Origin of the sequence: Sulfobacillus thermosulfidooxidans DSM 9293 (genome assembly GCF_900176145.1) — a bacterium.
Taxonomy (GTDB): Bacteria; Bacillota; Sulfobacillia; order Sulfobacillales; family Sulfobacillaceae; genus Sulfobacillus; species Sulfobacillus thermosulfidooxidans.
In genome coordinates, this window is the sequence record NZ_FWWY01000001.1 from 1,598,047 (window position 1) to 1,619,211 (window position 21,165).

General features: G+C 47.8%; 21 protein-coding genes. 9 read left to right on the forward strand and 12 right to left on the reverse strand.

What is annotated here, in order from left to right:
- The first annotated feature begins 58 nt into the window (after window positions 1–58).
- The gene (locus tag B8987_RS08070; protein ID WP_176213194.1) at window positions 59–820 is read left to right on the forward strand and encodes a glucose-6-phosphate isomerase family protein; all 762 of its coding nucleotides are present in this window, start codon (window positions 59–61) and stop codon (window positions 818–820) included.
- A 6-nt stretch (window positions 821–826) separates the two neighbouring features.
- On the opposite strand, the gene B8987_RS08075 is transcribed toward B8987_RS08070, so the two are convergent.
- The 4 genes from B8987_RS08075 to B8987_RS08090 form a co-directional block, all read right to left on the reverse strand.
- Window positions 827–1,156 carry a hypothetical protein gene (locus B8987_RS08075; RefSeq protein ID WP_020375582.1) on the reverse strand — a complete coding sequence of 110 codons (330 nt, stop codon included), beginning with the start codon at window positions 1,154–1,156 and terminating at the stop codon, window positions 827–829.
- Window positions 1,157–1,268: 112 nt separating this feature from the next.
- Window positions 1,269–1,550: a hypothetical protein gene (locus tag B8987_RS08080; protein WP_020375583.1), complete on the reverse strand. Its 282-nt coding sequence runs from the start codon at window positions 1,548–1,550 to the stop codon at window positions 1,269–1,271.
- Between the two features lie 80 nt (window positions 1,551–1,630).
- Entirely contained in the window at window positions 1,631–2,827 is a 1,197-nt protein-coding gene (locus B8987_RS08085; RefSeq protein WP_020375584.1) for a transglutaminase-like domain-containing protein, read from the reverse strand.
- A gap of 307 nt (window positions 2,828–3,134) precedes the next feature.
- A complete protein-coding gene (locus B8987_RS08090) occupies window positions 3,135–3,650 on the reverse strand; it encodes a LabA-like NYN domain-containing protein (RefSeq protein ID WP_020375586.1) in 516 nt (171 codons plus the stop codon).
- 222 nt (window positions 3,651–3,872) lie between these two features.
- Here B8987_RS08090 and B8987_RS08095 point away from each other — a divergent pair, with 222 nt between their 5' ends.
- Complete coding sequence (locus B8987_RS08095) at window positions 3,873–5,195, forward strand: 6-phospho-beta-glucosidase (RefSeq protein ID WP_026040702.1); 1,323 nt, start codon at window positions 3,873–3,875, stop codon at window positions 5,193–5,195.
- Window positions 5,192–6,160, forward strand: coding sequence for an N-acetylglucosamine kinase (locus B8987_RS08100; protein ID WP_020375588.1), 969 nt, complete (start codon window positions 5,192–5,194; stop codon window positions 6,158–6,160). The genes B8987_RS08095 and B8987_RS08100 overlap by 4 nt, the downstream gene beginning before the upstream one ends.
- A gap of 1 nt (window position 6,161) precedes the next feature.
- Here B8987_RS08100 and B8987_RS08105 read toward each other — a convergent pair whose 3' ends face one another.
- Window positions 6,162–7,934: a cation:proton antiporter gene (locus tag B8987_RS08105; RefSeq protein WP_020375589.1), complete on the reverse strand. Its 1,773-nt coding sequence runs from the start codon at window positions 7,932–7,934 to the stop codon at window positions 6,162–6,164.
- 152 nt (window positions 7,935–8,086) lie between these two features.
- Here B8987_RS08105 and B8987_RS08110 point away from each other — a divergent pair, with 152 nt between their 5' ends.
- A complete protein-coding gene (locus B8987_RS08110; protein WP_020375590.1) occupies window positions 8,087–9,187 on the forward strand; it encodes a LolA-like protein in 1,101 nt (366 codons plus the stop codon).
- An 84-nt stretch (window positions 9,188–9,271) separates the two neighbouring features.
- Window positions 9,272–10,198 (forward strand): GHMP family kinase ATP-binding protein, encoded by a 927-nt coding sequence (locus B8987_RS08115; protein ID WP_020375591.1) that lies wholly within the window; start codon window positions 9,272–9,274, stop codon window positions 10,196–10,198.
- Between the two features lie 93 nt (window positions 10,199–10,291).
- On the opposite strand, the gene B8987_RS08120 is transcribed toward B8987_RS08115, so the two are convergent.
- On the reverse strand, window positions 10,292–10,777 hold the full coding sequence (locus tag B8987_RS08120) for a hypothetical protein (RefSeq protein WP_020375593.1): 486 nt from the start codon (window positions 10,775–10,777) through the stop codon (window positions 10,292–10,294).
- A 105-nt stretch (window positions 10,778–10,882) separates the two neighbouring features.
- On the opposite strand from B8987_RS08120, the gene B8987_RS08125 reads away from it, so the two are divergent.
- Together B8987_RS08125 and B8987_RS08130 are read left to right on the forward strand one after the other, a co-directional pair.
- On the forward strand, window positions 10,883–12,106 hold the full coding sequence (locus tag B8987_RS08125; RefSeq protein WP_020375594.1) for an MFS transporter: 1,224 nt from the start codon (window positions 10,883–10,885) through the stop codon (window positions 12,104–12,106).
- A 210-nt stretch (window positions 12,107–12,316) separates the two neighbouring features.
- Complete coding sequence (locus B8987_RS08130; RefSeq protein WP_020375595.1) at window positions 12,317–13,291, forward strand: Gfo/Idh/MocA family protein; 975 nt, start codon at window positions 12,317–12,319, stop codon at window positions 13,289–13,291.
- Window positions 13,292–13,299: 8 nt separating this feature from the next.
- On the opposite strand, the gene B8987_RS08135 is transcribed toward B8987_RS08130, so the two are convergent.
- The 4 genes from B8987_RS08135 to B8987_RS08150 form a co-directional block, all read right to left on the reverse strand.
- A complete protein-coding gene (locus B8987_RS08135; RefSeq protein WP_020375596.1) occupies window positions 13,300–14,211 on the reverse strand; it encodes a glycosyltransferase family 2 protein in 912 nt (303 codons plus the stop codon).
- Between the two features lie 55 nt (window positions 14,212–14,266).
- Window positions 14,267–14,878 (reverse strand): TetR/AcrR family transcriptional regulator, encoded by a 612-nt coding sequence (locus tag B8987_RS08140; RefSeq protein WP_037913984.1) that lies wholly within the window; start codon window positions 14,876–14,878, stop codon window positions 14,267–14,269.
- A gap of 264 nt (window positions 14,879–15,142) precedes the next feature.
- Entirely contained in the window at window positions 15,143–16,024 is an 882-nt protein-coding gene (locus tag B8987_RS08145; protein ID WP_020375598.1) for a glycosyltransferase family A protein, read from the reverse strand.
- Between the two features lie 238 nt (window positions 16,025–16,262).
- A complete protein-coding gene (locus B8987_RS08150; RefSeq protein WP_020375599.1) occupies window positions 16,263–16,706 on the reverse strand; it encodes a MarR family winged helix-turn-helix transcriptional regulator in 444 nt (147 codons plus the stop codon).
- Between the two features lie 257 nt (window positions 16,707–16,963).
- Here B8987_RS08150 and B8987_RS08155 point away from each other — a divergent pair, with 257 nt between their 5' ends.
- On the forward strand, window positions 16,964–18,283 hold the full coding sequence (locus B8987_RS08155; protein ID WP_020375600.1) for a transglycosylase SLT domain-containing protein: 1,320 nt from the start codon (window positions 16,964–16,966) through the stop codon (window positions 18,281–18,283).
- A 25-nt stretch (window positions 18,284–18,308) separates the two neighbouring features.
- On the opposite strand, the gene B8987_RS08160 is transcribed toward B8987_RS08155, so the two are convergent.
- Entirely contained in the window at window positions 18,309–18,845 is a 537-nt protein-coding gene (locus B8987_RS08160; protein WP_139793502.1) for a hypothetical protein, read from the reverse strand.
- Window positions 18,846–19,015: 170 nt separating this feature from the next.
- On the opposite strand from B8987_RS08160, the gene ftsH reads away from it, so the two are divergent.
- Complete coding sequence (ftsH, locus tag B8987_RS08165; RefSeq protein WP_020375602.1) at window positions 19,016–20,818, forward strand: ATP-dependent zinc metalloprotease FtsH; 1,803 nt, start codon at window positions 19,016–19,018, stop codon at window positions 20,816–20,818.
- Window positions 20,819–20,859: 41 nt separating this feature from the next.
- On the opposite strand, the gene B8987_RS08170 is transcribed toward ftsH, so the two are convergent.
- Window positions 20,860–21,120 (reverse strand): hypothetical protein, encoded by a 261-nt coding sequence (locus tag B8987_RS08170; RefSeq protein ID WP_020375603.1) that lies wholly within the window; start codon window positions 21,118–21,120, stop codon window positions 20,860–20,862.
- Between the last annotated feature and the right edge of the window lie 45 nt (window positions 21,121–21,165).

The following is a 21,165-nucleotide window of genomic DNA, read 5'->3' on the forward strand; positions in this document are numbered from 1 at the left end:
CATACGGAATATTGACCATTTGCGTTTTTTGCTATCATACAGGCAGAAGCCAATGGTGGTGACATGCTTGTTTGATTTAACGACGCAATTAGGAATTCCTTTTTCGTGGACGGGACATTTGGACGATCCGCTTTATCCATTAATTGATGCGGGATATGATCATCATGTGGCCCGAAGTTTGGAAGAATTGCGGCCATTTTTAGAAGATCCGGATGCCAAGGGACCTTTATATGTCTATCATGTTTATGAAGGTGTTCATCTGAAAAGTGAGCAAGCGGAATTTCGCCGTCTGGGGTTTGGGGTAGATGTGACCATGTTGTGGCCTGGCTGTTTAACCCGGGAATGGAGTAAGACGGCTGGACACATTCATACGGGCATTCACCGTTCGGACCTGTTTGGAGAATTGGTGGAAGTGGTTCATGGAGAGGCCTTGTTTTTGCTTCAAGCCGCGAGTCACGACCGGATTTCAGAAATCTTGCTGATTTCAGCCACAAAAGGCGACTGGGTCGTGATACCACCGGGTTATAGTCATGTGACCATGAATATTGGGCAAGATGTTTTGGCCTTGACCTTTGTCCATGCGCAAGATATCTATTTGGATTATGAAGATCTTGCACGTCACCGCGGCGCCGGATTATGGATTGGACCGGAAGGATACCGGCTCAATCCAAGTTATGCCGAAATTGGCGTGATTCGTGAACTCCGTGCGCGCGATCTGATCAAGAATCCCGTGGGTGCCCCATTATATCAATTAATTGGTCAACAACCGGATAAGTTTCGTTTTCTTATTGATCCCCAAGTGCCATCGCCGTGGGTGTAAGTCGATTTAGGGGATAAGGGTGAGATCACGAGCTTGATACTGGCTTAAAATATCGGTAAAAGAGGGTTCTGCGACATCCACGCAGACGACAACGCCGCCTTTTTCTAAAATTCGGGTGTATTTTTCGGCCCATGGGCGCGGAAGACCTAAACGGCGGATATGGTGTTGCACGTCTAAAAACGGATAGGGGCCAACATCTTTGGTTAAAGGGCCCATAACCAGCACTCTTTCATTGGGTTGACGTAACAGGACGGATACCATACCTGAGTGACGAATTTTTTCGATACAGGATAGCAGGGTTTGGGAGTTATTGAACCATCCAAAAATTCTTGGCATCAAACCACCTCCATGCCTAGTATCTACTCTCCGCGTTTTTCCATGATGGTAATTGAGTCCAGAAGAAAACTCCGCGGTCCCAAAAGGGAGCGCGGAGTGTGGAATGGGACTGTTAGTGCCTGACATCTTGTTCGGTGTCAAAGGTGTTGTGCCCGACAGTCCGCATAAAAAGATGGGCCAGTTGGGGTTTTTCGTTGTCTTCCGCTACGCTCCATGCTTGGTAGGCTAGCCAGTCATCGGGTTTTTGCCACTCATTTTGTTCTTGAGTGACGCGCTCACCCAAATCGACGAGCCATGAGTCCAGATGGTCAGCTTGCTGATTGGCGTAACGGTCTTGAACGTAACTCCACACCGTATCCAACGTGGTTGGAATCTCGATGTCGTGATTCTTCATAGTGTGCCCACCTCCATCAGTAGCCTTTCTTGATCGACCAAACTTATGCGTTTTATGGCATAGAAAAGTTTTAGGAAGCCTTAGAAATATTTAGCGAACCAATGGACCACTGATTTTGTCCTATTAGAAACCCACTGCGTGAGACTTAGCCACAATTGTTGCCAAAAGTTTAGGGGCACACTCTGCACTTTATGAGAAATAATCGGCGGATCTAAAATCGGCCGCACTTTTTTGGTGGTTTTGTGTTTTATCACATTGACGGGTTTTAAGGGCGCGATCGGGACCGTTTTGTGAAATTGATACTGATAACTAATGGTAATTTGCTTGGCGGCTTGACTGGCTGTTAACGCCTGGGGGGAATAATTCCAGGTGACGGTAATGTCCTTGCGAATACCGTCATATAAGCCGATATGCCAATGATCTTGCAAAGAGGCAAAATATCCGTATGCACCCCATGTTGGATCGGCAACCACCCAGCCGACGGTGGGCAGGTAAAATTCTACCCACTGGTGAAAACCCCCTTGTCCACTTCCATTGCTGGTGACATAACCGCCCACAAAGCGGGCAGGAATTTTAGCCGTACGAAGCAATCCGACATATAAGTCGGCAAAATCGCTACAGATACCCAAATGGGTTTCCGCGGTGGCCACAGCACTTCCTGATGCCTGTAATGAGTAATTATAATGAATATTCTGCACAACCCAATTGAAAAGAGCTTGAGCTTTTTGTTCCGGATTTTCTCCGGGTTTGATGACGGATTGATCGATTTGTTCTAAAACTGGCGAGTCCGTATTGACCTGCTGCGATTCCAATTGTGGATTGGTATAGAACTTATACACCGAAGACCGGACATTATATGGTGGATAGGTTGTGGGCAAATGATAGCTCACTTCCGAAGACGTGGCCGTATAAGTCAGTGTTAAATTGACAGATGTATGAGGCGCAATAGCATTCCATAAGAATGTGCCGATTAAATTCCCGTACTGATCATGATAGGTGTTTACCGGACTTTGACTCTCCTGAACCAGTTCGACCTCGGAATAACTTGTCTCAGGAGCCAGTAGTACGACGGCTGCTTTGACGTCGTAGGCCGTGGCATTGGTTTTATTCGTTAGGGTAATTTGTTGGGTGAACGTATAGTCGGCAGGCAACGTGGGAACAGCGTCTGGCGATGCAATACTCAAATTAGTTACTGCAGCCAATGCTTGAGGTTCCCCGATGAAAATGGCGGAGAAAGCAATGATGCTACTGGGAATTAGCCATAATCTCAAATGCACTGCGTCTCCCCCTAGTGAATTACCATAGTTATTATAATGAGGATCGTCTCACCCGCCAATGATAAGTTCGAATCAGATGGCTTGGTTCTTTCTATTGTGACACGTCTACGTCAATGTGACCAAGCCTCTTGGAGGGGTGATCTTTGAGATACCGATTTCCCTAGATGGTGTCAAAAGAGGATCGAGAACGTATAAAGAACGCAAGGCCTCTGGGCATTAGGGCGAAGGCAAAGAACAGGAAGGAAAAATCCCAGCCTACTTCTGGGGATAAGCAGGCTGGGATGGTCCTTTACAAGGATTACATTGGCTAACGGACTTTTTCGACTTCGGAACGAATATCCTCAAGCTTCACATAGCGGTCACAAGCATTTTCCAGTTCCGAGGAAATCATTCCTCGCGTACCCACCCCGACAATTTCTTTGCCGCGGGACCGAATGAGTTCGACGGCACGTTCAAAATCGCCATCACCCGACATCAATACGGCAACGTCATAGCGATTTACCGTACTAAACATATCAATGACAATCTCGATGTCTAAATTGGCACGGCGAATGACCGAACTGGAACTTTGATCCAAGGTTTCTTTTATAGATTTTTCCCGTATGGTAAACCCTAAATGGCGCAAGGCCGTAAGAAAATCCCGCTGACTATTATCGGGAGGGACTTGCACTCCGGTATAGTAGAAGGCATTATAGATTTCCCGTCCGCGCGTAAAGTACTCGATAACCCGCGCGAAATCTAAATGCCATCCTAAGACGCGTTGAGCATAAAACATATTGGCGCCATCTACAAATATGGCCACCCGTTCATTACTATAATCCACGTTGTCCTCCTTATAATCTTCGCTGTTTTCTATTACACCTACATAATTCGAAATCCCTATCCGGCTTTGGGTCAGGATCAGACACTAACCCACTTTTATCATACTTAATCCTGTGCGAAACAAGACATCTTTATCAGGGTTCTGGAAAAGAATTTTGTGTTGGAAGACCAAAAAATCGAGTATGATCAAGATAATTCTATCGGCTGGGGGTTAAGAAGCCAAATGAAATCAGGAATTCGAATCGCTGTCATTGGCGGGGGCAGCTCTTATACCCCGGAACTCATTTCTGGTCTTCTTGATGTCGACGATTTAGCGATTGAGCAAGTGACGTTGGTCGACATTCCCGAAGGTCGCGACAAGATGGAAATAATCCGGGCGTTTTGTCAGCGGCTTATCGATCATAGCAATAAAAAGTTTATTCTTCAAGCAACATGTAACCGCCATCAGGCACTAGCTGATGCCGACTTTGTGTTGAGCCAATTTCGGGTTGGGGGATTAAATGCCCGGGCCCGTGATGAAAGTATCCCGCTCAAATATGGTGTGATCGGCCAGGAAACCGTGGGCGCTGGCGGTTTTGCCAGTGCTCTTAGGACGATTCCGGTGGCACTGGAATTGGCTCGGGAACTCGAAGAGCTTAATCCTGCGGCATGGTTAATTAATTTTACGAATCCTTCGGGGATGATCACCGAAGCCTTATTACGCTATCAAGGGATCCGGACCATCGGCCTTTGCAATGTTCCCATTACCATTGAAAGAACGATTGCTGAAGCCCTTCATGTGTCGCCAGACGTTATTAGTATAGATTTTTTGGGGCTCAATCACTTGTCCTTTGCCCGCCATGTCTATGTACAAGGGAAAGATATTACCCCGTTGGTTTTAGAGTTTTTAAAAAACATGTCTCAAGAGGCGGTTAAAAATTCCGTGGCCAATATTCCCAAGGAAACCTGGGCTCCTTATCTATTGGACGCTGTGCCCATGATTCCCAATCCCTACCTGCAGTACTATTGGAATACGGATGTGATGTTGAGAAAACAGCTGGCAGATATAGAAAATGGGAAAGGAACCCGGGCCATTCAAGTGATGGCTATTGAAGCGGAATTGTTTAAACAATATCAAAATCCCCAGCAAGTCACATTGCCCGAGTTGTTAATGCAGCGAGGGGGAGCCTACTATAGCACGGTTGCGGTCATGTTAATGGAATCATTGGCTCTCAATAAACGGCGCGAAATGGTTGTTAATGTCAAAAATGATCAGGCACTGGACGTGTTACCGGCTGATAGTGTTGTTGAGGTCCCGGCGGTTATTGATGGGCGCGGGGCGCGTGCGATCACCATGGAGCCTGTACCTTTGGAAGTGAAAGGACTGATCCAGCAAGTGAAAGCTTATGAACAATTGACAATTGAAGCGGCTGTAGAAGGTCACCGGGGAAAGGCTTTGGCCGCTTTATTGACCAATCCTTTAGTGCCTTCGAGTGAGATTGCCCACAAAATCTTGGACGATATTTTGCGGGAGAATGCGGCGTATTTGCCGCAATTTGCCTCATGACATTATATATTGGAGTCGATGGGGGTGCGAGTAAAACGGATGTCGTCTTAGCCCAAGACGGCAAACTCCTTAACATTGTGCACGGAGGGCCATCCAATCCTCAAGGGCCCTTAGGACTCGAGGGCGCAATGGATCAACTCGCTCAAAGTCTTTCCTTGGTCATCCAAGGATATGATCCGAAGGACGTCAAAGGAGCCGTTTTGGGATTAGCCGGCGCAGATTTTCCTGAAGACATTGCCGCGATGTCTGAACAAATAACGCACTTGTTGCCCTGGTTATCTTATACCATTGTCAATGATACCGAAATTGCCTTGCTGGGAGGATCGCGTCAAGGTTATGGGATTGCTGTGATTTGTGGGACCTCTACCAATGTTCTGGGCATACATCCAAATGGCCAGCGCTGTCAAATTGGTGGATTAGGCTATGAGATGGGGGACTTTGGTGGGGGAGCCGATTTGGCCCGCGAAGTTCTTCATGTCGCCTTTCGCAGTCACGAAGGGCGCGGGCCAAAAACCATTTTGGAAGACGCTGTGTTGCGTAAACTGGGTCAGAACAGTTATGAAGACTTAAAACGCGCGATGTATTTTCACACCATTCACCCTTTTGCGTTTTTAGCTTTGGTTCCTGCATGCTTTGAGGCCGCGAATCAAAATGATCATGTGGCGATAGACCTGTTGCAAAGCATGGCGCAATCCCTGGCCCAAACAGTGATCGCCGCTGCCAATCAATTAAGTTGGCATAATGATCCCTTTGAAGTCATATTAGTCGGATCCTTATGGGAAGGCGTCTCACCGGTTTTGCAAAATCATTTTCGGGAACTCGTCCACGCGCAATTTCCGCTTAGTGATATTCATTTACCCCTCTTACCACCCGTTCTGGGCGCCTTACTCCAGGCGGCTCAATTGGGGGGAGAGCTAGTTGATGAATGGCGGTCGAAGCTTATTCCCCAGGCGCAGCACATTTAATTTAAAAGGGCGGCGGAACTTCAAATATTTGCCGGATTTCTCTGCGCCTGGGTCCAGGACACACAATGGTAATCACATCGCCCGCGCGAAGCACAGTGGAACCCCGGGGAATTAAATGTTCCCGGTGGCGTGATATGCCAATAACGAGGGTATCTTCAGGGAGTTTTAAATCTTTAAGAGCGACATTAATGGCATAGGGACTCGTCACTTCCAATTCCATCATGGAGGACCACATGTTAGCGTCGGATAGCCCTGATAACGGGGAACGGATGAGGGTTTCCAATAGCTGCATAGAAGCTAGTGGAGCGACAAAAGGGATTAAACCCGCAGCATTAGCTTGTTCCCGGGCTTCGGTGGGCACATCCACAATGACATGATCGGGGTTTAAAATATGCTGCAACTGATTGCCCCAAATAATATTCTTTTGCCAGTGGGCGGAGCCCAATAACGCGACCACGCGCACAGTTCCCGCATGAATCGCCGCGCTTGCTAAGGCGTCTGAGCCATTGTCATAGGTTAAGACAGGATAGTCTTGGGCAGCTAAATGACTGGCAATGGGCTTGACCCAGTGAGCAGGGCCAATGAGCATAATATCTTGCTTCGGCAAAGGTTTTTGAGGACTGAACCGGTGAAAAATGGGTGGAAACAGGACGGCGGACAAAATTGAGGTGATAATCATCGCCAGATATACGGATTGCGAGATAATATGCGCCTGAAACAGAATTAAGGAACCTGCCACCGTTACAGATAAGCGGGTGGCTAATAAGGTCGCCATGGCAATGGTTTCTCTTTTTGGAAATAAGCGCGCCAAAAGAAAGGAAATGCCGATACTTATGACGATAATGCCGAGAAGGAAAGACACAGTAAGCAAAAGAACGTGATTGGATTGCCAAGCCGGGTGAAGATTGAGATCGCTTCCGACGGTCACAAAGAAAAAGGGAATGAAGTAGCCAAACCCTAAGGCATCCAGTTTATCTTGGAGAATCTCACGATCTTTGCCGACGATTAAGGATACCACGACCCCCGCCAGGAATGCTCCCAACACGGTGATGGTTCCCAAGGTTTCCGCTAGGGCAATAAAGAGGGTAATAATCATCATCACGCCCCGGACCCCAATTTGACTGGTGACCGTATCTTGACCGTTGCCAAACCATGCACGGTGCAAAAATCTTGATGTGGATTTGGCGATAACCAGAGGCACAAACATTAACACGACCAAAAAGATGCGCAAGATGGCACCATGGTGATCTAAAGCGGCCAATGCGGTGACGCCCATTAATGTGGTGAAATCGACGAGTAACCCGATGGACAAAATCCATTGTCCAAAATTGGTGTTGACGAGCCCCCGTTCTTTTAACGTGGGTAACAAGACGGTAGGAGCACTGGATGCCAGCAGCAAGGAAATCGGGATCATTTTGTGAATCACATGAAACGTTAGCAGAAGATAACCTTCAGCAAAACCTAATCCAATCCACAGGACAATAATGGGCCAAAGCCAGCGAGCATGTTGAAGTTTGGCATGATCCTGATTGAGCCATGAATCCAGGTTGGTTTCCAAGCCATACAAAAACATAATATAAGACAGGCCAAATAGTGACAAAAAACTAATAGGCCCAGAAATTTGAATCCAACCTAGTCCACTTTTACCGAACACGACGCCTAATAGAATTTCCGCCGCGGCAATGGGAATTTTGACTTTGGTGCGCAATAAAATCCACGGCGCCATTAAGGCGACAATGGAAACTACAAGAATTGAGAGAATGACGTTTGACATAGTCCTCCGCAAAAAATGGTATTTTTATGGATCCTAAAAAGTCTTTGCTTGAGCACTTTTCATGATACACAACGCTTGAGGATTCCATGCCAGTCCGTTAATCCCAGTGCATAAAGATTGCCCGAACGGACTAAACACGATACGATAGAACCATGAAACGTTGGTATGCGTATCTCATATCTGGAGGGTGGGTCGTAGTACTCGCAGGATGTGGCTTTGGTCACCCTGAGGCCATCACCCATAATTCTAAGCCCAAAGCTGTTGTCAGTGAAATCTTGTCGCGGATGTCTTCGTGGCAAAATGTTCGTGCCACGGTGAAGGAGACCCAAATCATCTCCGCGCACCAGGTTAAGACTTTGGATTATCAAATTACCAGTAATCTGCCAAGCGGTCAATATGTCATCAATCTTTTGGGAAGCCATCCTATATCCATTTATGTGAATTCCCATGAGACCATTTGGTATCCTCAAAATTCCAAACACTATTCCGTATTCGCAGGCCTTCCGGCAGCCGATGCGCCCTGGACGATTGCCGCGGAGCTTCCCAATTGGCTTCGTCATAGTCAAGTCCATGGTGTGCGGGTCAAAGGTGACAAGGTCAGTTTAATGATGACCTTGGTGCTCCCGTCTTCTAAGAGCCCGGCAGATGCCTTGTTAATCTATGATACCGCTACCAATACCCCAGAGTCTTTTAGCATGCAGATCGGCAAAACGAAGATAGCGGAAACGTTTAGCCATTTTCAGGTTAATCCGAATGTCTCTGCCAGTACATTTTCATTTTCACCGCCCCCAGGAGTAACACCAGCAATTTCATTGACCCAGACCGGAACTGCCTTGAATCTGGCCAAAAGTCAACTGAACTTTCCCATTGTCTTACCACCCTCGAGTGCGGGTATGACGCTTGATGCGATTAATACGGGGACGAATGCTCAAGGACAACGGGTGGTGATTCTGAGTTTCACGGCACAAGACTCTAGTTCGGTCATTATTACCGAAAAATCGAGCCATCACCCGATCACGGCGTTACCGAACAGCAATTTAACATCGACGACAGAAAGTGTGGGCTCCTTGACCGTTGTGGTGGCCAATCTTCCGGATAACATGGAAGAGGCGGCTTTTGTGGTCCACAACACCGAAGTGATTGTGGAGGGTAATGCCTCCACAGTAGACAGTTTGTTAAACCAGTGGGGCAATCTTCCGTCGTTAACCTCATCCGTCCTCCCCAGTAGTGGGAGTACTCCTAGTTCTCCCTAAAGAGACAAGCTAAGCGACTCTGGGTGCCTGACGCCTTAAGCTTGGCATGATACAATAAAGGGGAGTTTCAAGGAGGGGGCCCCTATGAAGCAGGCCGGCTGGGGATTCTCTTCCGGAACATTTGGCGAACTTGTTCAAGGGGTTATTGATGAAACTCCGTTTTTGGTAACAATACCGATCCGGTGGGGAACCCGGGCCAAATTCATTCCGGGGGAGAATCAGGATGTTGTGGTGTATCCCAGACACCGTAAAAAAGCACAAATTGCTGCGACGTTAGCATGCCGCGCGTTGAAAAAACCAGGAGGAACATTAAGTATCTCCTCAGTAATTCCCATCGGGAAGGGTATGGCATCAAGTTCCGCGGATATCGTGGCATCTATCCGAGCTGTGGCTGCCGCCTATGGCCGAACCTTATTGCCATCGATGATTGCGCGAATAGCCGCACAAATTGAACCATCTGACGGCGTCATGTATCCACAGATGGTTGCGTTTGAACCCGTTAAGGGGATCCTGTTAGAAAAATGGCCTAGGGCTCCTCATGCTGTGATTGTAGGTTTAATCGGGCACGGGCGGGTCAATACCGCATTGCATCATCAATCTCGTAAACCGTATTCGCCTGCTCAGCAAACGCGGCTGGCACAAGCCTTGCGCATGGCCAGAGAAGCGGCCTATGCCCATGATGTTGGGGGACTCGGGAAAGCGGGTCTAATTTCTGCAGAAGTGCAATGGGAGCGAAATCCCCATGATCAGATTCTTGCCCAAGTGATTGAACAAGCGCACCAACACGGATGGGGCGTGGTCACGGCACACAGTGGTACCGCACGAGGGTACTTATTTGCGCCGCATGACTTCCGCAGTGGGGCCATTGCGCAGGCAGAACGATTTCTACGTAGTTTACATAATGGTCCAGTCTTTCGTTTTTGGACCTTGACTCGGTCTATGGCCACACAAGGGCAATTTTCTGTGGCCTTGGAAGACTCTCAAGGCCAGGAAGATCGGCATGAAGCCTAAAAGTCAAGGGTCAAAAGAAAAGGTCAAAGAGGATGGCGAAGGCCCGTTTGGGCCTTCGGTTCTATTAGATACGCGATCTTTTCTTTGTTCTTACTAAAAGGGAAAGCTCTTGGCATGGTCATCGAAATAGCTCAGGCTAAGACCAAAGGCTAATAGGGCGAGGAGAAAGGTTAACGCCGTACTGAGGCCAAAACGTTTCGCAAACAGCCCCGGTGCCAGCATCAGACCATTATTCACCAAAGGACTAATACGGTCGAATAGGGGGAGACCGAAGACCATTAATAATACCCATAGTGAGATGCCAAATACCAGACCTTTTTGCCAGAAAGGGCCCTGAAGACGCCAGCCAATCCAATGTTGGTAAATATACGCTAAAATTGTTCCTAACAGAAGTTCTAAACCAAATCCCAAGATGGTGGCGAGTCGAAGATTTAACGTGAAAAGGCTACCATCCCACAAAGCAACATTGAGAACAGGTGCTCCCATCATAGGAGCCGATGCGACCAACGCTTCAAAAAGAATAGTGCCCAGTATGCCCATGATAATGGCCCGGTTAAGATGGTGTGGTAGCTTAAGCATACTTTGTCCCTCCTAATACAGTCCTTTCTTGAAGGACAGCTCGAAAAAATGTACGCGCTGTCAACCATGGTCATGTACGGTAATTTTCGCTAAGAAGGGAAACCGATGGAAAAACCCCTTGAGGACGCCCAGAGATTTTTAGGCAAGGTGGACCCCAAATGGTATCTTCTTTGGGCCACGTTATCGCAAACGGGAATGACTTTTGTGCAGCAAGGTGTCATTGTCTTAGGATTTTTCTTGGCGGCAAAATACGCCCTAGATTTTCAACAAATTGGCTTGATTACGTCGGCAATGAGCTTAGGCGTCATGACTAGTATGGTATTTATGGGCATCCTTGCCGATAAATGGGGTCCTAAACGGTTATTGTTCCGCGCAACATGGATCATGGCTTTATTGGCGTTCGGATTGCGCTGGGTTCAAGGCTTTGTGATGGTGTTGGTGTGCTTCTTTTTACTGGGACTGAGCTTGTCTGCCGTACCGATGTCAGGCAGCAAAGCCATTTTCACCGCTTTTCAAGGCCGCGACCGGGGAATGCCTATGGGTATCCGGCAAACAGGAGTGCCTTTTGGCGCGGCGCTGGCCGCAGTGATATTACCGGTGATGGTCATACATTTCGGATTATCTGCAGTATATTTGTTGTTTATGGCAGAATTGGTGTTATTCAATGGAATCTTTAGCGCATTGATACCTGACATTAAACCTGCAGTGCGGAAAACAGGGAAGGAGTCCACCTCTTTTCGTCCGTTGAAATGGCCGGCGGCCGTTTCCTTTTTGATGGTGGCCGGGCAATATTTTTTAGTGACTTTCACCTTGGAGTATCTACACGATGATCGTCATCTGACCTTGGGTCAAGCGGGTTGGGTTTTGGCCATGGCCCAGATTGGCGGAGGATTGGGCCGGATTCTCTTTGGTCGAATGAGTGACCGGTTACAGGGGAATCGCCCGCGGGTGATATCTTTCACTGGACTTTTAGCGAGTGCAATGATCGCGGTGATTTTACTTTTACCCGCCCATGTTCCTTACGGGGTCATCATGGGAGTTTGGTTTTTAACAGGAATGGGGACGATTGGATGGAATGCCCTGTCTTTGACTTGGGCGGCGGAATCCGTGCCCTCTCAGCAAGCGGGGTTTGCCATGGGGCTTGTGGGTACGATTATATTTTTGGGATCAGCTATCTTTCCGCCGCTACTTGGATCTTTAATTGACTGGACCAAACATTTCACGGCCGCATGGGCGACATTGATGGCTATTTTACTGCTGGCCAGTGCTTTAGCTCGGCATGCGGGAAGACAAAATGGGACGCGTTCACGGGTCTCGAACATTTCGTGACGGTTATGTAGGATCCTTCTGATCTGAGAGTTTTGTATACTACAGGAGACATCCCAAAATGTTAAGAAATGATCTTTTGAAATTTATTGATAGAGGAAAACGGCCAAGATCCGATAAGGCGATAGAGAAAGCCTAGAGGGTCAACAGTACATAATGCTCACAGAGCTAGAACCTGAAAAACCTAAAGAAACTAAAGGAGTGAAGTTTGCTATGATCCGTTGGGGAATTCTCGGAACCGCGGGTATTGTAAAGAGCGCCTTTTTACCCGCACTGCATGAAACGCGAACTGGCGTGGCATGGCATATTGGCAGTCGCGATTTAGCCCGGGCAGAACAGTTTGCCAAGGACTACAATGTGGCTCGTGCGAGTGGCAGTTACCAAGCGGTTTTAGACGATGATCAGGTCGATGCCATTTACATCCCCTTACCCAATCACTTGCATTACGAATGGACATTAAAAGCTTTACAAACAGGTAAGGCCATTTTATGCGAAAAACCATTAACCGGATCCTTGGCCCAAACGCAAGAAATTATCGAACGCGCACAACAGCGGCATGCTTTATTATGGGAGGCGTACGCATTTCAATTCCAGCCTCAGTGGCAACGAGTAGAAGAGCTGATTCGCCAAGGAGCGATTGGTGCTCCCCAAGAGATTCATGGAACCTTCAATACGGTGCTGGCGCGAACTGATGATGTCCGTTGGGTGAAAGCTTTTGACGGGGGTGCCTTCAATGATTTAGGTTGTTATCCCGTCCACATTACCTCGCTCCTATTGAAGGACACACCTCATCAGGTAATCGCCCAAGCCCTGATGAAAGGCGAGGTAGACGGCGCGATGTGGGGGATGTTGACCTATCCTGATCAGGTCCAGCTGATGATGAATGTCTCCTTTTTCCGCCGTTATGATACTTTTACCCGCTTTGTGGGGACGGAGGGGGAAATTCGGATTACGAAAATGTATCATCCAGGCGCCCGCGACGCTATTGAATGGCGGCAAGGGAATCGAGTTATCTACGAATACCCCATGAAAGGACAATTGCCCTTTACGGATATGCTTTCCCACATTCACCAGGTCCTTCGCCAAGAATGTCAACCGGTTCAATTAGTGACAGACGTTGGCTTACCGACTGCACAAACGATGGAACTGGTGCGTAGGTCATGGCACGAACTGCCGAGTTTTGCATGATCGTTTGCCTAACATAGGAGACTGACCCTGGGACCCGCATCCCGGTCTCTTTTGGCTTGATGGTACCCTTGCCAAAAGGCCCGGCGACGTTCAGAAAAATAACCGCGTTTTAGACTGGCTTTCACCACCCGTGAGGCATAAAGTCTGGCGATCCAGAGAAATTGTTGACCTATTGAGAGGTTAAATAAGGCAAATCGCCAGTCATTGAGCATGATATCGGATTCCACAGCGATCGATTCGTCACGGGTACCTCCATGAGGTGCCGACAAGTGATAAAGCCAGGCTTTGTGATTAAACCAAATCGCATAGCCGGCTTTTTTAATTCGAAAAGAAATATCGGTATCTTCGCGAAATGCAGAACGGGTATAGCGCTCATCGAATCCGCCAACATGGAGTAGGGCACTCTTGCGAAATGCCATATTGCATCCCCGGACGCTATAGGCAGCAGCGGAAAAATCGGATCCAAAACCGGGTTCGCGCATCCCACAGTAGCCCATCCATCCGATGTGACGGCGAACGGTCAACGGTGGTTTCCCAGGTTCTAAGACCCGTCCTGCGGCAGCGCCAACATGAGGATTTTGCAGAAAAAGACTGACATGCCACCTAAGAAATTGCCGATCAGGAATTTGAACATCGTCGTCAACAAAGATGATGAGACTTCCCCGGCTCTTAGTGATTCCCACATTACGGGCTCGGGTCAGTCCTGGTTTTGGCGTTTGAATCCAGCGGAGTGCGTGGGTTTTATGCCAAGTTTCAAGCATATCATGGACAGCACGACTATGGCACGGATCTTGATCAATCACCAAGATTTCGTAAGATGGATAATCTAAATGGATTAAATCGGTGATCGTGTTGACCAAACTGTCATCCCGGTGGTAGGTTGCAATGATTATCGACACAAAAGGCAAAGATTCCATCATTCCGGTTTCACACCTTACTGTCTAATATCGAACGAGCGTTTTCATGAACAATCTATTACGGTGATGGACATTCTGGCAGAGGGGTTAACAGGGCGAGGAGATTTTGCGTGACATCATGGGCCGACCAGGGGAGAATGCCTTCAACGTGCCACCGGGTGACTAAAGCAAACAGCAGACCAAGGCATGTTTGTCCCAAAAATTCTGCAGGCAAATCATGGCGAAACTGTCCAGCATCTTGTCCTTCTCTAATAATATGGGTCATTTGACCACTCATCACTGTGGTTAACTGGTCATGCAATAACGCCCGAACTTCGGCATGTCTTTCGGTATGCGCGAGCATTTGAAACAATATCGCACGATTGAGGGGATCAGCGTAAACCGAAAAATACCTCTCAACAACGGCTGCAATGGCTTGTGGTGATGCGACATCACCCGAATGGGGCGGCTTTGTGCTTAAGACCTCTTGCACTTGAGCTAAGGGAGATGCACTTTTGATGACTTCCAAAAAGAGACTCTCTTTATCCTTGAAATACCAAAAAATGAGACTTGTGGTTGAGATCCCGGCGGCCGACGCAATTTCCTTAATGGATGCTTGAAATCCCTTTTGGGAAAATACCTGTTTGGCTCCTTTTAGGATTTGGGCTTTAGTGTGCAGATCTTTGGCCACTGTTGACAATAACCCTCCCTGATGAGATTTGTCGATGCGATTGTGATATGCCATCACGTTGATTGTCGTTATCCGGTCATCAGCTCACTCCATGTCATTTACCGCGTCGACACAATAATGGGTTACTCGGGCATTATACCAAAGCTCGTAGCCCAGATTGTTATGGTTAAGATAATCCTTCGTCATGATGAGAGATGATGAGATGCATTGCGTGTCCGCGCCTCATACAATGATGTGAGTTTTCCAGTCATCACGTCTGTGGTTTTAGACAATATGATTTTTCCGGTGACGGCGGCGGAATTGCCGTGCCGCATTGACGGCAATAGGATCACGAACCAAATAGTTTAAGCCCTTTACGAGATGGCGAAGGTTCTTTGCTCGTAATCCCTGCACAATATGATCCCAGCCGATACGCCCTTTATAGAGACGTTGATCCCACTTTGTCAGTTGCAAACGGGGAAACCAGTGTTCAACGATGTATTCTTCGCTTTGGGCCATAATATGTTTACGGTGATGAGCTCCGGCGGCATGGTCATAATAATCGAGAAGTATTTCATCGGTATAAGTGGCTTGATAGCCTAGGGACAATATGGCTAACCATAGAAGCCAATCATCGGCACCGGGATAAGGAAGGTCTATAGTCCAATTTAATTTTTCTAACGCATCGCGGCGGATCAAGACTTGACTCGGTGAAATCAGCTGGTTAGCTACCTTTAAGTCGGCTAACAATAAATTAGGTCGGCGATCTTGGTACAACACATAGTTCCCGTGAACACCCATGACGCGCGCATTACAGGCAACAAATCCCACGGTCTGATCTTGCATGAGGATAGTCGTAAGATGAGATAAAAATTTTGGATGCCACGCATCATCCTGGTCCAAAAACGCGCAAAATTCCACGGTGCTTGGAAGCTGAGACAATCCAACCCAGCGTGCGTAAAATACCCCGTGATTGTCCGGGAGTTTTACATACTGAACAGGATAACCGGCAATAAGGCTTTCCACATCTTCAGGTTCCGGGGTCCCATCTTCAATAATCAAAACATTTAAACGTCCTGACACATCTTCTTGCGCAAAGACGCTGTCTAATGCCCGTTTGATGAACGACCGGCCAAAATAAACCGGAATAACGATACCATAATTCATGAATTCACTCCATGTCGGGTGCTCTAAGAGTATATGGTCACATGGGCTGCGTTGGTACATGGTGGCGCAGAGAATAATTGTGTGCTAGCATACTGACGCACCCCATTCAACTCTCCACTTTGCGGGGCCAACCGAGCTTTTTGACAGGTGAGATTAATGCCCAGTCAATCGCCTGGCCTTCGTCCTGAAATTAGCTGGGATTAGTATTTGTCTGTTGATAAAGGTCCGTCAATCGCTCTCAATCTCTATGGAGATTTTGTGTATCCGTAACGTGTTGTAAAAACCGCTGTAAGGCCTGGGTAAATTCGACACGTTCTTGAGGTGTCATCCGTTTTATTCCCATTGCTGCGGGACTATCTAAGAAAAAGTCCAAATGCGAAAGCATGTCTTCAGCTTCCTCGGTTAAAGTCAAAACAATGCGGCGTCTGTCATGTTTGTCGTTTTGTCTTTTGACCCAATTTTCTGTTTCCAGACGTTCAATCATGCGGGTGAGTGACGTGGCCCGAATTCCTAAGGATTTGGCTAATTCTCCAGCCGTTTGGTCACCAGAGCGTAACTGAAACAAACAACGGATTTGCGCAAGGCTCAGTCCATATTCGGTGCGCAATTCATTTAACAACGGTTCAGCAGTGAGTACCGCATCAAAAAACACACGTAAAGCAGCTTTCACATCGTCTTCCACGGTCTAGTCTCCTTAGCATCATCACTTGTAATTTTGGCCGAAGGCCGAGTATTCCCTTGTTCCTATTATGTTTTGACACAGTTCGACGGCAATACCAGAAAAACCTGGAAAATGATCGATATCCTAGCAGTTTAGCAGGAAAAAGAGCATGTATCGCGAATATATTATGGCAGTGTGGCAGTGCGCAAGAAAGAATTTAGGCAGGATTCGATTTTTTCTGCGAGCTGCCGGTAGGAGAAGGAGGGGTTTTTGGACGCATGCGAGGCAAAATCGCCTTGGCGCTGACAGGAGCAAGTCTTCTTGTATTAGCTGGTCCAGTGGTGATGACCTACGGGGCTTCACTGCAGCAGTTACAACAAGAAGAAGCCCAAGCACAGGCTCAGCTAGCGGCGGAACAGAGTCAGTACCAACAAACCCAAGCTGCTATCGATCAGGCACAGCAGCAAATTAGTTCCTTAAATCAAAAATTGGCGCAAGATCAGGCTATGGTCGGCTCCGCAAATCAACAAATCGCCTCGACACAGGCACGAATGCAGCAAACCCAAGCTTTGTTGAGCAGCACCGAAGCACAACTGAATGCAACTCAAAACGAGTTGAATGCTACCGAGGCCAATTATCAAAAAACTGAGGCCTTAATTCAACAAACGCAGGCGAGTTTAATTCAGGAAAGCAAACTGTTAAATGGGCAATTGCAGTTGATTGAGGAGCGCGGATCGATCGGATATCTGGATGTCTTATTAGGCGCCCATTCGTTTACCGATTTTGTCAGTCGTCTGTCTTTATTAGGTCAGATTGCGGGACAAGCGGCCTCAGAGGTTAATGTCATTAAACAGGAAGAAGCCCAAGAAGCCAAAGAAAAGGCCAGCTTAAAAGCGGAGGCCACGTTACTGTCGGAAACTCGTGCGTCCCTGGCCGCGCACCAAGCCTTATTACAACAAGAACAAAACATGTTGGCACAAGAAGAAAGCCAAGCAATTTCTTTGCATAATCAAGCTATGAGTGCTGCCCAAAATGCCGCGAATACATTAGCTCAACAAAAGCAAGTCGAAGCAACATTAAAAAATCAGCAGGCTCAGATCCAACAAAATATGGCGCAATTGGGTTCAAAGATTAACCAAATTGCTTCCCAAATCCAAGCGTTGCTGGGACAATTTAGTCAAGGCACGTTATCTCGAAGAGAGCTATACAACGCGATGTTGCCACTTGTGACGCCGATTGCTGAACAAGATAATCTACCTCCCGCTTTAGTGATTGCAGTGATTACAGAAGAATCGGGTGGTAATGCGCATGCGGTGAGTTCTGCAGGAGCGATCGGCCTTATGCAGTTGGAGCCCGGAACGGCAGAAGTACTAGGAATCTCCCCCAGTGAACTCTATAATCCCCAACAAAATCTGATAGCAGGCTGCTTATATCTCCGTGACATGTTAAATATGTTTGGAGGGAATCTTTCTTTAGCCTTATCAGCCTATAATGCAGGTCCCGGTGCCGTCCAAGCATATGGAGATCGAGTTGTTCCCGCCACTCAAGGTTATGTCGACAATGTGGAAGCTTTATATGCTATGTATAGCCAGTGGTGAATAACCCGAGGTTGGAAAAATCCCGCTAACTGCGGGATTTTTCCATGTCGGGCTCCTGTTGCTGTGGTGCCAGACGGCGCCTCCATATCAGGATAGCTAAAATGAGACCCATGATGAAGGCCCACCACGGATTTCCCCAAAATGCCGCAATCATGCCCACGCCAGCAATTACGGAAATCCACGAACTGGGTCTCGAGTGTCTTGAATCCATCGCCACAATAAAGAGCCCAAGAACGAATAGAGAGGCTGGGATTCTGTAAAATAAACTACGAACATGGGGCCCCAAATGGGTAGAAAAAATGATGGTGTCAACGGTAATGTAAAGCCCAGAGAATCCCGTCATCAACCATGGTAACCACGATTTCTGACCAAAAATTCGGCCGAGGATGAGATACAACAAGGCCACACTTAAGGGGGGCAGCCATACTCCCCAGGCCGCAGGCCATGAACGGAAAAACGGAAAGATGGGCACCATGGGAGAAAGGTAGGGACGGACAAGAGCAGATTCCAGCCACAAAGCGGCCAGAAGAAGCCAGGGGAGACGTTGTTTCCAAAACATCATCGATTCTCCTTTCACCAATTTTTGGTATGAGTATGCCCGTTTTAGAGGAAAACTAGCCCGAGAGTGAGAACCTATAGCGCAATCTTGACGAAAAGTGCTATTGTAATGTATCAGGCAAAAATTTTTTATTTTTATTTACGGAGCATTAGCTTCACAGCGGAGGGGATCCGATGCAAAACCGGTGGTTTCGAGGCGTCATCACAATAGTCCTGGTGGTGCTGTTTATTTCGACATTGATGGATATCCTCAATGCGCGCACAGCACAAGTTCAGGAACTACCTTACAGTTCGCTGATCACGGCGAGCCTCAAACATCAGGTGACTACTGCCGACGTGAATCCATCTCAACATGTGGTGAGTTGGACTAACAAACAGGGCCAGCATTATCAGACCGTCTATGCCCCAGGCGAAACGAATACATTAAGTGCGGAACTTAATAAGGCAGGGGCCAATGTTACGGTAGAAAAGCCATCCAGTTCCTTTGTATGGATTGGTCTCATTGGCGACTTTTTGCCCGTCTTGATTGTGATCGGTTTTGTGTTTTTCTTCTTTAGACAAAGTCAAGGCGGCAATCGGATGATGTCTTTCGGAAAGAGCCAGGCGCGTTTACAGGCGGATAACTTACCGAAGGTGACATTTGCCGATGTTGCGGGTGTCGATGAGGAGAAACAAGAACTCGAAGAAATTGTAGATTTCTTAAAAAATCCCAAACGGTACTTAGATATGGGAGCGAGAATTCCCAAGGGGGTTTTGTTATTTGGCCCTCCTGGTACCGGAAAAACTCTTTTAGCACGAGCGGTCGCCGGAGAAGCTGGAGTTCCCTTTTTCTCGGAAAGTGGTTCAGGTTTCGTGGAGATGTTTGTGGGTGTTGGAGCGTCCAGGGTTCGCGATCTATTCGAGCAAGCGAAAAAGAATGCTCCATGCATTCTTTTTATCGATGAATTAGACGCTGTGGGTCGGATGCGGGGAGCTGGCTATGGAGGCGGCAATGATGAGCGCGAGCAAACCTTAAACCAATTGCTGGTCGAAATGGACGGATTTGGTGTCAATGAGGGTGTCATCGTTATGGCCGCAACCAACCGTCCTGACGTCTTGGATCCGGCATTATTACGGCCGGGACGTTTTGATCGCCAAATTATGGTTCCCCGGCCAGATCAAGCAGGACGAAGAAAGATTTTGGAAGTGCACGTGGCCAATAAACCGCTTGATTCAGACGTTGATCTCGATGTGATTGCTCGTAGGACACCAGGATTTACCGGTGCGGATCTCGCTAATTTAGCCAACGAAGCAGCTCTCTTAGCCGCACGGGAACGCCGGAAAAAGATCACCATGAAAAATTTTGAAGAAGCGGCAGAACGCGTGATGGCCGGACCCCAAAAGAAGACACGGGTGTTATCGGCGTTTGAGAAGCGTGTCGTTGCTTTTCACGAAGGCGGACATACGTTGGTAGGAATGTTGGTTCCCCATGGCGACCCGGTGAATAAGGTGACGATTATTCCCCGTGGCATGGCCATGGGCTACACGATGCCCTTACCCGAAGAGGACCGCTATCTTGTCACCAAAGAACAAATTCTCGATAAAGTGGCGATGTCACTCGGGGGAAGAGCAGCCGAGCAAATTGTTTTTGGAGAAATTTCGACCGGCGCCTCCGATGATTTAGAGAAATCGACAAAAATGGTTAAACAGATGATTACAGAATACGGGATGTCCGAGGAATTAGGTCCGATGACGTATGGAACCCGTCAAGATCAAGTGTTTTTGGGGCGGGATTTAGTCCGCCAACGGAATTATTCCGAAGAGGTGGCTTCAAAAATTGACCAAGCCGTGCGTCACATTATTTTGCAGCAATACGAGCGGGCCAAAAATATCTTGTTACAACATCGGGCGACATTGAACCGGATTGCCATTGAGCTGATTGAACGGGAAACCTTAGATGCCAAGGAACTTCAAGAAATCTTGCGTGCTACGACATAAGGAGCGCACAAAGGGACGCAGGCATACTGCGTCCCTTTGTATTATTTGGGCCAGACCAGTTCCAAGTTATGGCGGGTGATTAACCGGTCGCCCTCCTCACTGTTAGGTACAGGCATGCGCTTGACTGCCCGCCGCGCAATCAAGTCAAGGATAAGCTCCGGAGGACGGGGATCCTCCTGCATAATCAAGTTTAGTACTTCACGATCAATTTGGACCCGATGTTGCTTTCTTGGTTGTTTGTCATCAGGCACGGGCACGCTAAGCCATTGTGATCCTTGAGACTTATCAACTCTTAATGCCACATAAATCCCCCATCCGGAATATCCTGCTGCCCTTCCTATACGGGA